This window comes from Rhizobium sp. CB2179 (genome assembly GCF_057653455.1).
Genome location: NZ_JBYGKR010000002.1, coordinates 838,366 through 850,949, shown reverse-complemented (window position 1 = coordinate 850,949; position 12,584 = coordinate 838,366). Strand labels below are relative to the sequence as shown.

The window sequence follows — 12,584 nt, the reverse complement described above, 5'->3', positions numbered from 1 at the left end:
GCCTCGCGCTTCTTTGCACGCCTCCTGACTGAAAGGAACGCCTGCTCGTCATGGACACTGCCAGAGATGCCGCCCACCGCGGACTTTTGAAGTTGATGCTGCGGCTGCCGTCATTGCGTGGCGAGCTTCAGCGCCTCTGGCCGAGCGATCCGTCCTTCGAGGCTCTCTGCGAGGCTTATCAAGATGCGACCGCCACCCTGGAACGCCTTGTCCAGCGCCCCGGCGACGGAGAGGACGGACTGATTGAGGAGTACCGGGGCGTGTGTCAGGCGCTTGAATCCGACGTCGTCCTCCGCTGCCGTTCACGCATGGCGCGAGCACGGCCGGACCGGCACCCTTAACTTATCGTTCACGATGCAAGGGAACAGGATTGCAACTTTCAGTGACATGACGCATATTCGCGACAGCTTATGGACAGGCGGGCGTGAGGTGCGTAATGGCAGCGAACGGCATGAGCAGCGGGGCACAAGCGGTCTGTGAGAGCGAGGCAAGGTCGGAGGCGGAGCGGCTTCTGGCCGACCCGCGGCTTCATGTCTCCGATCGCCATAGAGCGTTTCTCAGATACATCGTCGATGCCGTTTTCGAAGGTCGCGGCGACACGGTGAAGGCCTATTCCATCGCGATCGACGTATTCAACCGGCCTGCGTCATTCGACCCCTCGTCCGATCCGATCGTGCGCATAGAAGCGACGCGTCTTCGTGAGACTTTGGCGAAATATTACGAGCAACTCGGCGACGAGCCTGGAGCGCGCCTGGACATTCCCCGCGGACGATATGTTCCTGTCTTCGTCGAGCGAGGGCAACCGCCATGCCCCGGCGAAGATGTTTCCGATTTCGAAGAGGACATCGTCCCGGCAGCCGAAGACAGGACGGCTTCGTCAGGGTCCGCCGTCAAGCGAAAAGGTCACATTGCGATCGCGCTGGCGAGCTTCGCCGCCATTGCCATGGCCGGAGGCTACGCTGTCTTCCGCGCCGCCATGCCCGCGCCTTTGGATACACAAAAGCCATTCGTCTCATTATCGCTGAATGCGGCGCAGAAGGATACGGTGGCCGGAGAGGCGGTCATCGAAGATCTGGCCGTGTCGCTTGCGCGGTTCGGCACCGTCCGCCTCAAATCCGATGCAATGACGAGGCCCGGCGTCGAGCCGGCCGAGCAGACGACGTACGACGTCAGGATGCGCTACGGTGAGGATGCGACATCCGTCTCCTTGTGGTGGCAGCTTTCCGACGCGGCCACGGGAGAGGCGGTCTGGACCGACCAGGATCGACGCCAAAAAGGAACCGGGACGCGAGATGACGCGATGCGCGCGCTGGTCTACGGCGTGTCCCGCAGGATCGCGGGACCTGTCGGCGTCGTCAACACCATGGAACTGCGGCGCAATCTGCCGGCATCCACGACCGGCAACATCTGCGTGCTGAGGGGCGAATTTGCCGCCGAACAGCGCCGCCTGGCCGCTCTGAAAGCGGCCCGTCCCTGCCTGGAAGCAACGATCGCCGCGGATCCCGCTGACGCCGACGCGATGGCAACACTTGCGCGCGTCTTCATGTGGACCGGCCGCACGACCGGCGACGAGAGCTATTTCGGCCGCGGTCTCGACTTCGCGAACCGGGCTGCAACGGTCTCGCCCGCCTCGACAAGGGCAGCGCTTGCCCAGTTGGCGACGCAATACCAGATCGGCCAGAACGACGCCTCCATCGCGGCCGGCCGGCGCGGTGTCGCCCTGAACCCGGAAAATGCAGACCTCCTGGCCAAGCTCTCGATGGCCCTCTTCCTGAGCGGGCACTGGGAAGAGGGTATCCGCCTTGCGAAAGAGGCGACCGACCTGGTCGGCCAGACGATACGCGATGCGAATTTCGTGATGATCCTCGACGCCTACCGCCAGGGGCACTATGCCGAAGCGGTTTTCCTTGCCCGGCAGGTCCCGGCAGCGGATACGCCCACGACCGTGTTGAAGCTGGCCGCCATCGCTCGCCTCGGTGACCGGCCGGTGACGGAGCAGGAGATAGCCGCAGCCCGTCTGCAGCATCCCGATCTCGACCGGACAGTCGCAACCATGTTCTCCGGAGGGCGTTTTGACAGCAGTCTCAAAACTGCCCTTCGAACAGGCATTCTGGAAGCGGGCTTAAAATCGCCGGAACTCGCCAGCAACGGGCCGATGTAACAGTAACATCCTTGTCCGGCAGCCGCCCATGGCTTTCCTTCGACCTGTCCGCAGATTGCGGGCGATGATGTTGAGGGCCGCCATGATGCGCAAGCTGCTTGTCTTCTCAGTCGCCTCCACCTTTCTCGCAGGCGCAGCTGTGACGCTGCTGCCTTCGCTGGCCTTCGCCGCCGAGGGCGGAGCGGGTTTTTATCTTCTCGGATCGAAGGGCCCTGCCGCGGCCATCACGCCGCCGCCGGGCGTTTTCTTCTCAAACGATATCTACTTCTATACGGGCGATCTCGGCGGCGGAAAAGTCCTGCCGACCGGCGGACGTCTGGCCGTCGGCGTGGAGGGCAAGGCAGTCATCGAGGTGCCCACCGTGCTCTGGATTTTTCCGGAAGATGTTGCGGGTGGTCACCTTGGGCTGTCGCTGACCGTCCCTGTCGGCTGGAAGAACACGGACGCCGATGTGACATTGGCGGGACCGCGAGGTGGGACAGCGTCCGGATCGATCTCCGATCCGGTCTTCACCGTCGGCGATCCGGTTCTTGGCGCCCTGCTGGGCTGGGAGGCCGGCAACTTCCATTGGCAGACCGGCCTTCTGGTCAACGTTCCGATCGGTGACTATCAAGACGGCGAGATATCGAACATAGCCTTCCACCACTGGGGCGCGGACATTTCGGCCGGCGTGACCTGGCTCGATCCGACGATCGGGCTTGACCTGTCGGCGGTGGTCGGCATGACGTTCAATGCCGAGAACCCTGCCACCGATTACCGCACGGGCAACGAGTTCCATGTCGAATGGGCCGCCGTCCAGCACTTCAACGAGCAGTTCGACGCCGGTCTCGTTGGGTACTACTACGACCAGGTGAGCGGCGACAGCGGCGCCGGCGCGTCCAGCGATTTCAAGGGGCGCGTCGCGGCCATCGGCGCGACCCTCGGCTGGACGTTCAAAGCGGGCGAAGTGCCGATTTCGACCCGCATCAAGTATTTCCACGAGTTCGCCGCCGAAAACCGCGCCGAGGGAGATGCCGTCTATCTGACGGTCTCGATGCCCTTGTCGATCACCAAGCCGATGAACATAGCGGCGCAATAGGGATCGATCATGCCCCGGGCGACATCGCTTCGACTGATCGCGCTGCTGGTTCTCCTGGCGCCGCTTTGCGCCTGCGGACATCCAAGCGGCGTCATGCAGCCTGTGGCGCTGACTGCGGCCACGCCCGGAACCGCGCAGGTCGACATGCTCGTCGCAACGACCCGACAGCCGTCGGGCGATCCGGCGACGTTGTTCAACGGCGAGCGCAGCCCAAAGCCGTCCATGACCGACGTTGCGGTTTCCATTCCGCCGAAGCGCGAGGCGGGCACCGTCCAGTGGCCGCAGCGGCTGCCGCCCAATCCTGCCACGGACTTTGCCGTCACACGGGTCAAGCAGATCGACACCATTCCGGAAGGCCGGGCATGGTTCCGCCAGCATATTCAGGGCGGGCATGCGTTGGTTTTCATCCACGGGTTTAACAACACATACGAGGACTCGGTCTTCCGCCTCGCCCAGATCGTCCACGACAGCGGCATGCAGGCGACGCCGATCCTCTTCACCTGGCCGTCACGCGCCCAGCTCACCGGATACGAATACGACAAGGAAAGCACGAACTATTCGCGCACGGCGCTGGAGCAGTCCCTGCGGGTCCTCGCCGCCGATCCTGATGTGAAGGACATCACCATCCTTGCGCATTCCATGGGAACGTGGCTGGCGATGGAATCGCTGCGGCAGATGGGCATCCGCGACGGCCACGTCAACGCCAAGATACACAACGTCATCCTCGCCTCGCCCGACATCGACATTCAGGTGTTCGCCAAGCAGTTCGGCGAGATGGGAGACCCGAAACCGAAGTTCACCATCTTCGTTTCCCAGGACGACCGAGCGCTCGCGGCGTCGAGCTTCATCACCGGCAACGTGTCGCGGCTCGGTGCCATAGACCCGTCGAAGGAGCCCTATCGATCCCGGCTGGAAAAGGCGGGCATCACCGCGATCGACCTCACGAAGGTGAAGGCCGGCGACAGCCTCCATCATGGCAAGTTCGCCGAAAGTCCCGACATTGTCCAGCTCATAGGCCAGCGTCTGATGACCGGGCAAACGCTGACGGATTCCAACATTTCTCTCGGACAGGGCGTCGCCGCCGTCGTGGGCGGGACAGCGCGCACCGTCGGCACGGTCGCAGGCGCTGCAGTTGCAGCACCACTTGTGATCATCGAACAGCCGGCAGGAAAGCGGCAGCCGACAGGAACTGAGCTGGAAGACAGCCTGCACAACGACCGCCAGTCGAAGCCCCTGACGCAATAGCAGGCTTGGGCGGGCAATTGTTACCTCCGGCCGACCTCGAAGTAACAGTTACAAGCTTACCACCTGGCTGGGCCTGAAGCAGTATCCCTGCCAAGTCATCCGATCCACAAGCAGACCGAAAATGTCGAACCGCAAGCAGAAAGGAAACCCGTGATGAGTACGCCCATCTATCGACGACTCCTTGCCGCCACGGCCGCCGTCGCGATGACCATGACCGCGGCCGCGATCGCACCTCCGGTATTCGCGCAGCAGGCAGCAACAGCACCGGCCGCAACCGATGCCTCCAAGCCGAACATTCTTGTCATCTTCGGTGACGATATCGGGCAGACGAATATCAGCGCCTATTCCTTCGGCGTCGTCGGATACAAGACACCGAACATCGACAGCATCGCCAAATCAGGCATGATGTTCACCGATTACTATGCCGAGAACAGTTGCACGGCGGGCCGCTCGACCTTCATCACCGGCCAGACATGCCTGCGAACCGGTCTCTGCAAGGTTGGCGCACCCGGTGCTCCGGTCGGCCTGCAGGCCGGCGACATCACGATCGCCCAGGCGCTCAAACCTCTCGGCTATGCGACCGGCCAGTTCGGCAAGAACCATCTTGGCGACCGCGATGAGTACTTGCCGACCAAGCACGGCTTCGACGAGTTCTTCGGCAATCTCTATCATCTGAACGCCGAAGAGGAGCCGGAAGCGCCCTATTGGCCGAAGGACGACGCCGAGTTTCTGAAGGCCTATTCGCCGCGCGGCGTCATCAAGGCGTCGGCCGACGGCAAGATCGAGGATAGTGGCCCGCTGACCAAAAAGCGGATGGAGACCATCGACGATGAGACCAGCGCCGCGGCGATGGACTTCATGGACCGTCAGGTAAAGGCCAAGAAGCCTTTCTTCACATGGATGAACGCGACGCGCATGCACGTCTTCACGCACGTGCGGGAGTCGATGCGGGGCCAGAGCGGCATGGTCGGAAACGAATATGCCGACGGCATGGTCGAGCACGATCAGATGGTCGGCAAGATCTTGAAAAAGCTCGAGGAACTCGGGATCGCCGACAACACCATCGTCGTCTACACCACCGACAACGGGCCGAACCAATGGTCTTGGCCCGATGCGGCGACAACACCGTTCCGCAGCGAGAAGGACACAAACTGGGAAGGCGCGTTCCGTGTGCCCGCCATGGTGAAATGGCCGGGCCACATCCAACCGGGCCAGGTTTCGAATGGAATGATGTCCGGCCTCGACTGGTTCCCGACACTGCTTGCGGCAGCCGGTGATCCCGACGTCAAAAGCCGCCTCCTGAGTGGTTGGAAGCCGGATGGAAGCGCCACCAGCTTCCGCAACCATCTCGATGGCTACAACCAGCTCGACTACCTCACCGGCAAGACCGACAAGAGCGCCCGTAGCGACTTCTACTACTTCGACGACGACGGCGGGTTGGTGGCGACGCGCTACGACGACTGGAAGGTCGTCTTCAAGGAACAGCCGGCTCCGGGCGGCTTTGCCGTCTGGCAGACTCCATTCGTCACCTGGCGCATTCCGAAGCTGTTCAACCTACGGATGGATCCGTACGAGCGTGCCGACACCGTTTCGGACCAGTATAATGACTGGCTCACGCGCAACGACTACCTGCTTGTGAAGGGTCAGTTGCAGGGAGCGGCCTTCCTGGAAACATTCGTCAAATATCCGCCGAGCCAGCGGGTCGCCAGCTTCAACATCGAAGGCGTCCGTGCCGAGGTGGACAAGGCGATTGACCAGTCCTTCAAGGATCGCGGTATCGAGAAATAAGCAATGCACCAAGGCGCGCAGGCGGTCTGCGCGCCTCTCCTTTCTCACCGAGGCTCCCATGACGGCTCGCGACGACATCCTCGATCTCGGCACGCGTATCGGCCGGTCGATCATCGGTCAGGAGACCATGGTCGAACGGCTCCTCCTCGGGCTGCTCGCCAATGGCCATCTGCTGGTCGAGGGCCTTCCCGGTCTTGCAAAAACCAGAGCAATCAAGAGCCTGGCGAAAAACCTTGATTCAGAGCTTTCACGCGTTCAATTCACGCCCGACCTTCTCCCGGCCGACATTACCGGCTCCGAGATCTATTTCAACGAGGGCGGCAAGGGCGAATTCAAGTTCCAGCAGGGGCCGATCTTCGCCAATCTCATCCTGGCGGACGAGATCAACCGCGCGCCGGCCAAGGTGCAGTCCGCTCTGCTCGAGGCCATGGAGGAACGCCAGGTCACCGTTGGCGGCGAGAGCTATCCGCTGCCGCCACTCTTCATGGTGATGGCAACGCAAAACCCCATCGAGCAGGAAGGCACCTACCCCCTCCCCGAAGCCCAGCTCGACCGCTTCCTGATGCATGTCGAGGTCGGCTATCCCGACGAGACGTCGGAGGCAGCCATCATGCGGCTCAACCGCAACGAGGAAAACCAGACGCATGGGGGCACAAAGCCGCCGTTGCCGGAAAAGCTGAACCCGCAGGCCGTATTCGACGCCCGGAAGGAGATCGGCACTGTTACCGTTTCCGAGCCCGTCGAGAAGTACATGGTGGCGCTCGTCTTCGCCACGCGTTACCCCGACCGCTACGACAAGGATCTCGCGAGGCTGCTGCAGGTCGGTGCCAGCCCGCGCGGTGTGATCGGCCTCGACAAGGTTTCGCGATCCTATGCCTGGCTGAAGGGGCGCGATTATGTCACCCCTGATGACGTCAAGGCGATCGTCCACGACGTTTTTCGCCACAGGCTGATCCTGTCCTACGAAGCGCATGCGTCAAACACCACGCCGGACAAGGTGATCGACCGCATCGTCGAACTGGTGGCGGTCTCATGAGCGATGCGGGCGTCTATGTTTCGACGGACGAACTGGTCGCGCTGGAAGCGAGGGCTCGAGATCTGAGCTTCGTCCAGAAGGCGCGCAGCCACCAGCAACTTGCAGGCCGCATGCAGTCGGCGATGCGCGGCCGGGGACTGATCTTCGAAGAACTGCGCGATTATCTGCCCGGCGACGACATCCGCTCCATCGACTGGCGCGTCACCGCGCGAACCAGCAGACCGGTGGTCCGCATCTATTCCGAGGAAAAGGAGCGGCCCGCGCTGATCATCGTCGACCAGCGGATCAACATGTTCTTCGGCAGCAGGCGATCGATGAAATCGGTCACGGCAGCGGAAGCCGCGATGCTCTGCGCCTGGCGCATACTGGGTTCCGGCGACCGGGTCGGCGGCTTCGTCTTCGGCGAAAGCCCAACAAGCGAGGTGAAACCGCATCGCAGCCGCAATGCGGTGATTGCCTTTGCGGAGAAAATCGCGCGGCAGAATGCGAGCCTGCGCGCAGACAGCAAAAGCGAGCCTGACCCGCAAGCGTTGGACAAGGTTTTGTCGGCGGTCGCAAATATCGCCCATCACGATCATCTCGTGGTCGTCGTCTCCGACTTCGATGGCCATACCGCGACGACACGAGACATCCTGCTGAGGCTCTCCAGCCGCAACGACGTGATCTGCCTGCTCGTCTACGACCCCTTTCTACTGGAGCTGCCTACCTCGGGCGACATCGTCGTCAGCGGCGGCGGCCCGCAGGCCGAGCTGGCTCTTCGAACGGCAAGCGTCCGATCGTCGATCGACACGTTCGCCCGCAACCGCGGCCGGGAGCTGAGAGCGTGGCAGCGCCAGCTCGGGCTCCCGATGCTGCCCATATCGACCGCCGAGGAAACTGCACCGCAGCTCAGGCGTCTGCTGGAGCAGTCTGCGTGGCGGCAACGGAGGCGTTGATGGAGCCGGCAGCAAAGCTTGATCCGATGACGGAGACGGCGCTGCGCTCGCTGCACGACATCGTGGTGCCGGCGCCGGTCTCATGGTGGCCGCAGACCTGGGGATGGTCTCTGGTCGCAGCGCTGCTGACCTTAACCACTCTCCTGGTATTCCTTCGATGGATCAAGCGTTACCGCGCCAACGCCTACAGGCGCGAGGCCCTGACCTTGCTGGAAGGGATCTCGGGCAAGCTCCGACATCCCGCCACGCGCCCCGACGCCATCCGGGATCTCGCAGAAGTTCTGAAGCGCGCGGCGCTGGCGGCCTGGCAACGCGATGAGGTCGCCTCGCTTTCCGGTGACGGCTGGGTTCGATTTCTCGACGCGCATGACGAGGATGGGACCGGAGACACGCTCGAACGCCTTCTGGACGACTTCGAGTATCATCGCGCGGAGATCGTCGCGAACCTGCCGTCGAATGTCTGCGGCGATCTGGTCATCGCCGCCCGCAAATGGATCGAGCAACATGATGTATCAGCTTGATCTGCCCTGGCTTCTGCTTTTGCTGCCGTTGCCGATGCTGGTCTGGTGGCTGCTGCCGGCTCATCGGGAGACCTCGGCATCCGTGAGACTGCCCTTCTTCTCGCAGGTTGCCAAGGCGGCGGGCGTTCGTCCGACCGAGGGATCGGTGGTGACGCGCAGGACATGGCCGCAGCTCGTCTGTGAGACCCTGGCGTGGTGCCTGGTGGTGCTCGCCCTCGCACGGCCCCAGTTCGTGGAGCCGCCGATCGAGAAGGTAGAGCCGCAGCGCGACATCCTTCTCGCCCTCGACCTGTCGCAGTCGATGGATGCGCGGGACTTCCCTGGCGCCGATGGAAAGCCCCTCGCCCGCGTCGAAGCCGTCAGGCAGGTCGTCGCCGATTTCGTCGAGAAAAGACCGGGCGATCGGATTGGCCTCGTCGCCTTCGGAGACGCGCCCTATCCGCTCGCACCCTTCACGATGGATCACGAGCTCGTCCGGACGATGATCGCCGACACCGTTCCCGGGATGGCCGGACCGCGGACGTCGCTGGGAGACGCCCTTGGTCTTGCGATCAAGATGTTCGGCAAGACGACCGCGCCGGAAAAGGTGCTCATCGTTCTGACCGATGGCAACGACACGGCCAGCAGGATGCCGCCCCTGAAGGCGGCCGAGATCGCGAAGTCGAAGGGGGTGGTCGTCCACGCCGTCGGTATCGGAGACCCGGCCGCGACGGGCGAGGACAAGCTGGACACCGCGACGCTACAGAAGATCGCCGCGAGCACGGGCGGCCGCTACTTCTTCGGGGGCGATCAGTCGCAGCTGGCAGTGATCTACGAGGTGCTCGACCAGATCACGCCGGAGGATCAGAAGAACATGTCCTGGCGGCCGCGGATCGAGCTGTTCCACTGGCCGCTGCTGGCCGCCGTCGCACTGCTAGCGGCCTATTATCTCGCCTCGGGGGCGGCGGCCGCGTTCAGGCGGAGGGCGGCGACATGATCACGGATTTTCATTTCCTACGTCCCTGGCTCCTGCTCCTTCTCGTACTCCCGGCCGCAATCCTCTGGCTGGTTTCACGCTCAGGCGACATCCGCGCACAATGGAAGGGCATGATCGCGCCGCATCTGCTCGACCGCCTTGTCGTCGACACTTCAGGGCGCTCACGCATGCGACCGTCCTGGTTGCTGGCGGCCGCCCTCACTGCCGGGATCGCTGGAGCGGCAGGACCGACATGGCAGCGCGAACCGCCGCCCTTCGTCGAGGACACGGCGCCTCTCGTCATCGCCGTCGACCTGTCGCAGACAATGGACGCCATCGACGTGACCCCGTCCAGGCTGGAGCGGGCGAAACTCAAGATCAAGGATGTGATCGACGCCAGACAAGGCGCGCGCACCGCGATCGTCGCCTATGCCGGCACCGCGCATCTGGTCCTGCCGCCGACCGAGGACGCGGCGCTGCTTGAAAGCTACTCCGAGGCATTGGCGACACGCATCATGCCGACGCCGGGCAAGGACACGGCAGCCGCGCTGCGGCTCGGGCAAAGCCTCCTGGTCAAAGAAGGGGTTGCCGGAACGATCCTTCTGTTGACCGACGGAGTGGAAGCCGCTGCCGTGCAGACACACAAGTCGAGCGGCGACGGCGTCATCATTCTCGGGATCGGCACTTCGGCAGGCGGACCGGTCAAGACGCCGGATGGCGGATTTCTCTCGGATGCATCCGGCACACGTCTCTTTCCCAAGCTCGACGTCGCCGGGCTCCAGACCGTCGGCAGGGAAGCGGGAGCTGATGTCGCGACAATTACGGACGACGACACGGATGTTCGCTGGATCATGCAGCGTATCCGCAGCAACTTCGCACAGAAGCAGGAGACGGAGGGTGACCGCTGGCGCGATCTCGGCTGGTGGCTGGTCGTCCCGGTCGCGGTTGCGATGGCCCTGTCGTTCCGCAAGGGCTGGGTGGTACGGATCGCCACGCTGCTGCTCGCCCTGCGGATGCTGTCGCCGGGCAGCGCCCATGCGGAGGGACTGATCGATATGTGGCTGAGTTCGGATCAGCAGGGCCGCATTGCCTTCGAGCAGGGCAAGTACGACGAGGCCGCAAACCGCTTTGCCGATCCGATGTGGAAGGGCGTCGCCCTCTATCGAGCCGGCAAGTTCCTGGAGGCGGTCGACGCCTTTGCCTCCGTCGACACGGCGGAGAGCTGGTACGACCAGGGCAATGCGCTCCTCCAGCTATCGAAATTCGAGGCGGCTGTCGCGGCTTATGAGAAGGCGCTCGATAAACGAAGTGAATGGCCGGACGCCGAGGCGAACCTCGCCGTTGCACGGCAACTGCTGAAACAACAGAAGGAAAAGCAGGAAGAGCAGCCCGAGCAGCCGAGCGAGAATCCTGACAGCGTCCAGTTCGACGAGAAGGGAAAGGAGGGCAAGGAAGGCCAGATTGATATCGCCGAGCAGACGTCGGAGATGTGGATGAAGAACATCAATGTCAGCCCGGCGGACCTGATGGCCCGCAAGTTTTCTCTCGAAGCGAGGAGGCAGTCTCCATGAGACTTCCAGCCACGCTTTTTTGGGTATTCGCATGCGGGCAGGCCATCGCCGCCGAACCCTTCGGACGCGCCGCCATCGAAGGAGCGGAAGGGATCGTCCCCGGCCAGCAGGTCCACGTCGTCGTGGACATCTTTGCGCCGGACTTCTTCACGTCGCCGCCGCAATATCCGCTGTTCGAGGTCCCGGCCGCCCTTGTCACGCTTTCCGACGATCGTGCCCAGAACCTCGTCCAGACGATCGCGGACGTTCAATATTCGGGAATACGCAGGAGCTACGTGATCGTCCCGGAAAAGCCCGGATCCTTCATGCTGCCCGAAATCGCGATCGATCTTGGCTATTCGGCGAACGGAAGCGCGATCAAGGCGCAGGTGCGTGTAGCCCTTCCCTCCTTCGATGTCTCGGCCGCTCCCAATCAGGCGGCCAGCCCCTTCGCCGCCCGCAATCTGACGGTAAGCCAGTCCTTCGACAGAAGCCCGGCAGATTTGAAGGCGGGCGACGCTGTCGTGAGGACGATCGTCATCTTTGCCGAAGACACGCAGGCCATGCTCATCCCACCGGTCGATCTGGGAAGGGCGGCCGGGGTCGCGCAATATGTGAAGCCGCCGTCACTGACGGACGGCGTCGAACAGCGCGGGATCGGCCGGAGCGTCGAGACCGGAAGTACCCGGACCGAAACGGTTGTCTACACGGCTTCTGCCGAAGGCAGCTTCCAGGCGCCACCCGTTTCCTACCAATGGTTCGACCTGGATGCCCATGCCGGAGCGACGGCCACCCTTCCGGCCGTCAAAATCGTCGTGGCGAAGGCGCCCTCAACCGAGCGCATCGATCCGAAATTCGATCCACCTGGCGAAGACCAAGGAAAGAATGCTTGGCCGGTGGTGCTGTTGTCATGCGTGGCCGCGCTCGCCTGCTTTGTAGCAGTTGTCGCATGGCAAAGGGGCTCGGCAATCCTCGCATGGGCGGAACGGCGTCGAATGAGCCGCCGAAATTCTCCGCGAAGAAGACTTCGCCGCCTTCAAACCATTATTAGGGTCGGGCCCGATCCGGCAATCTATCGGGCGCTTCAGGATTGGAGTGGAAGCCTCGGATTCCGGTCGGTTGCCGACTGGGCTGAAGCGCAGGGCAATCCCCGGCTTTCGGCACAGGTCACCATTCTCGAGCGGCGCCTCTTCCGGTCGCGCGACATGCAATTGGATCGCGGCAAGTTCGCCGACGCCATCACCCTGGCAGCGACGAACAAGGGGCGAGCGCGAAAATCCGCCCTGCCGGACCTCAATCCGGTGGCATGACGGAC

General features: G+C 63.1%; 11 protein-coding genes. All 11 read left to right on the top strand.

Annotated features, from left to right (window positions below; all coding sequences use genetic code 11):
* Positions 1-50 precede the first annotated feature (50 nt).
* The 11 genes from AC244Q_RS28105 to AC244Q_RS28055 all read left to right on the top strand — a co-directional run bounded on the left by AC244Q_RS28105 (position 51) and on the right by AC244Q_RS28055 (position 12,579).
* Positions 51-341, top strand: coding sequence for a hypothetical protein (locus AC244Q_RS28105; RefSeq protein ID WP_003562687.1), 291 nt, complete (start codon positions 51-53; stop codon positions 339-341).
* 95 nt (positions 342-436) lie between these two features.
* Positions 437-2,161, top strand: coding sequence for a tetratricopeptide repeat protein (locus AC244Q_RS28100; RefSeq protein WP_003562689.1), 1,725 nt, complete (start codon positions 437-439; stop codon positions 2,159-2,161).
* 85 nt (positions 2,162-2,246) lie between these two features.
* Complete coding sequence (locus AC244Q_RS28095) at positions 2,247-3,239, top strand: SphA family protein (RefSeq protein ID WP_128406935.1); 993 nt, start codon at positions 2,247-2,249, stop codon at positions 3,237-3,239.
* Positions 3,240-3,248: 9 nt separating this feature from the next.
* The gene (locus AC244Q_RS28090; RefSeq protein WP_003562693.1) at positions 3,249-4,484 is read left to right on the top strand and encodes an alpha/beta hydrolase; all 1,236 of its coding nucleotides are present in this window, start codon (positions 3,249-3,251) and stop codon (positions 4,482-4,484) included.
* 153 nt (positions 4,485-4,637) lie between these two features.
* Positions 4,638-6,272: an arylsulfatase gene (locus tag AC244Q_RS28085; RefSeq protein ID WP_003562695.1), complete on the top strand. Its 1,635-nt coding sequence runs from the start codon at positions 4,638-4,640 to the stop codon at positions 6,270-6,272.
* A 58-nt stretch (positions 6,273-6,330) separates the two neighbouring features.
* Positions 6,331-7,308 (top strand): AAA family ATPase, encoded by a 978-nt coding sequence (locus AC244Q_RS28080; RefSeq protein WP_003562697.1) that lies wholly within the window; start codon positions 6,331-6,333, stop codon positions 7,306-7,308.
* Positions 7,305-8,243 carry a DUF58 domain-containing protein gene (locus AC244Q_RS28075; RefSeq protein ID WP_003562699.1) on the top strand — a complete coding sequence of 313 codons (939 nt, stop codon included), beginning with the start codon at positions 7,305-7,307 and terminating at the stop codon, positions 8,241-8,243. Before AC244Q_RS28080 ends, AC244Q_RS28075 begins: the two co-directional genes overlap by 4 nt.
* Positions 8,243-8,764 (top strand): DUF4381 domain-containing protein, encoded by a 522-nt coding sequence (locus AC244Q_RS28070; protein WP_128406904.1) that lies wholly within the window; start codon positions 8,243-8,245, stop codon positions 8,762-8,764. Before AC244Q_RS28075 ends, AC244Q_RS28070 begins: the two co-directional genes overlap by 1 nt.
* A complete protein-coding gene (locus tag AC244Q_RS28065; RefSeq protein WP_128406934.1) occupies positions 8,751-9,740 on the top strand; it encodes a vWA domain-containing protein in 990 nt (329 codons plus the stop codon). The genes AC244Q_RS28070 and AC244Q_RS28065 overlap by 14 nt, the downstream gene beginning before the upstream one ends.
* Positions 9,737-11,290 carry a VWA domain-containing protein gene (locus tag AC244Q_RS28060; protein ID WP_128406903.1) on the top strand — a complete coding sequence of 518 codons (1,554 nt, stop codon included), beginning with the start codon at positions 9,737-9,739 and terminating at the stop codon, positions 11,288-11,290. Before AC244Q_RS28065 ends, AC244Q_RS28060 begins: the two co-directional genes overlap by 4 nt.
* Positions 11,287-12,579 carry a BatD family protein gene (locus tag AC244Q_RS28055; RefSeq protein WP_128406902.1) on the top strand — a complete coding sequence of 431 codons (1,293 nt, stop codon included), beginning with the start codon at positions 11,287-11,289 and terminating at the stop codon, positions 12,577-12,579. Before AC244Q_RS28060 ends, AC244Q_RS28055 begins: the two co-directional genes overlap by 4 nt.
* Positions 12,580-12,584 lie beyond the last annotated feature (5 nt).

What these genes read in the sequence shown, in the direction of transcription:
- AC244Q_RS28105 (WP_003562687.1), top strand. Translation starts at nt 51, where the DNA reads ATGGACACTGCCAGAGATGCCGCCCACCGCGGACTTTTGAAGTTGATG.
- AC244Q_RS28070 (WP_128406904.1), top strand. Translation starts at nt 8,243, where the DNA reads ATGGAGCCGGCAGCAAAGCTTGATCCGATGACGGAGACGGCGCTGCGC.
- AC244Q_RS28095 (WP_128406935.1), top strand. Translation starts at nt 2,247, where the DNA reads ATGCGCAAGCTGCTTGTCTTCTCAGTCGCCTCCACCTTTCTCGCAGGC.
- AC244Q_RS28065 (WP_128406934.1), top strand. Translation starts at nt 8,751, where the DNA reads ATGTATCAGCTTGATCTGCCCTGGCTTCTGCTTTTGCTGCCGTTGCCG.
- AC244Q_RS28075 (WP_003562699.1), top strand. Translation starts at nt 7,305, where the DNA reads ATGAGCGATGCGGGCGTCTATGTTTCGACGGACGAACTGGTCGCGCTG.
- AC244Q_RS28060 (WP_128406903.1), top strand. Translation starts at nt 9,737, where the DNA reads ATGATCACGGATTTTCATTTCCTACGTCCCTGGCTCCTGCTCCTTCTC.
- AC244Q_RS28100 (WP_003562689.1), top strand. Translation starts at nt 437, where the DNA reads ATGGCAGCGAACGGCATGAGCAGCGGGGCACAAGCGGTCTGTGAGAGC.
- AC244Q_RS28090 (WP_003562693.1), top strand. Translation starts at nt 3,249, where the DNA reads ATGCCCCGGGCGACATCGCTTCGACTGATCGCGCTGCTGGTTCTCCTG.
- AC244Q_RS28085 (WP_003562695.1), top strand. Translation starts at nt 4,638, where the DNA reads ATGAGTACGCCCATCTATCGACGACTCCTTGCCGCCACGGCCGCCGTC.
- AC244Q_RS28055 (WP_128406902.1), top strand. Translation starts at nt 11,287, where the DNA reads ATGAGACTTCCAGCCACGCTTTTTTGGGTATTCGCATGCGGGCAGGCC.
- AC244Q_RS28080 (WP_003562697.1), top strand. Translation starts at nt 6,331, where the DNA reads ATGACGGCTCGCGACGACATCCTCGATCTCGGCACGCGTATCGGCCGG.